Source organism: Rhodococcus sp. IEGM 1305 (assembly GCF_030058635.1).
Classification (GTDB): domain Bacteria; phylum Actinomycetota; class Actinomycetes; order Mycobacteriales; family Mycobacteriaceae; genus Rhodococcus_F; species Rhodococcus_F opacus_D.
The window spans coordinates 1-936 of sequence record NZ_JASHKX010000082.1 but is presented as its reverse complement, the minus strand read 5'-3'; the positions used below and the strand labels follow the sequence as shown (position 1 = coordinate 936).

Here is a 936-nt window from a genome sequence, read left to right as displayed (position 1 = left end):
TTGGCTTAGAAGCAGCCACCCTTGAAAGAGTGCGTAATAGCTCACTGGTCAAGTGGTTCTGCGCCGACAATGTAGCGGGGCTCAAGTACACCGCCGAAGCCGCGGCACTCACACAACACCCACTCGTTTCTGCGGAGACGGGTGCAGTGGTGTGGGTGGGTAGGGGAGCGTCGTGCCGCCGGGGAAGCGCCGGAGTGATCCAGGTGTGGAGGCGGCGCGAGTGAGAATGCAGGCATGAGTAGCGAAAGACGAGTGAGAAACTCGTCCGCCGAATGACCAAGGGTTCCTGGGCCAGGTTAATCCGCCCAGGGTGAGTCGGGACCTAAGACGAGGCCGACAGGCGTAGCCGATGGACAACGGGTTGATATTCCCGTACCCGTGTGAACGCGCCCCTGGTGAATCATCGGTACTAACCGTCCAAAGGGTGATCGATCTCCTTCGGGAGACGGGATCCTGCTGCACGGGACCTTCGGTGGTAGTAGCCAAGCGATGGGGTGACGCAGGAAGGTAGTGGGGCCGGTCAGTGGTTGTACCGGTGTAAGCCTGTAGGGCGTGACATAGGCAAATCCGTGTCGCACGAGCCTGAGAGGTGATGCGTAGCCGAATGAGGCGAATTCCATGATCCTATGCTGCCGAGAAAAGCCTCTAGCGAGCTTTCACACGGCCCGTACCCCAAACCGACACAGGTGGTCAGGTAGAGAATACCGAGGCGATCGAGAGAACTGTGGTTAAGGAACTCGGCAAAATGCCCCCGTAACTTCGGGAGAAGGGGGACCAGCCCTGGTGAAGACCTTCGCGGTCGGAGCTGGGGGTGGTCGCAGAGACCAGAGAGAAGCGACTGTTTACTAAAAACACAGGTCCGTGCGAAGTCGTAAGACGAGGTATACGGACTGACGCCTGCCCGGTGCTGGAAGGTTAAGAGGACCGGTTAGCTCT

General features: G+C 59.0%; 1 rRNA gene. It reads left to right on the top strand.

Annotated elements, in window-relative coordinates:
- Window positions 1-936, top strand: a 23S ribosomal RNA gene (locus QM693_RS37475); the annotation flags it as partial.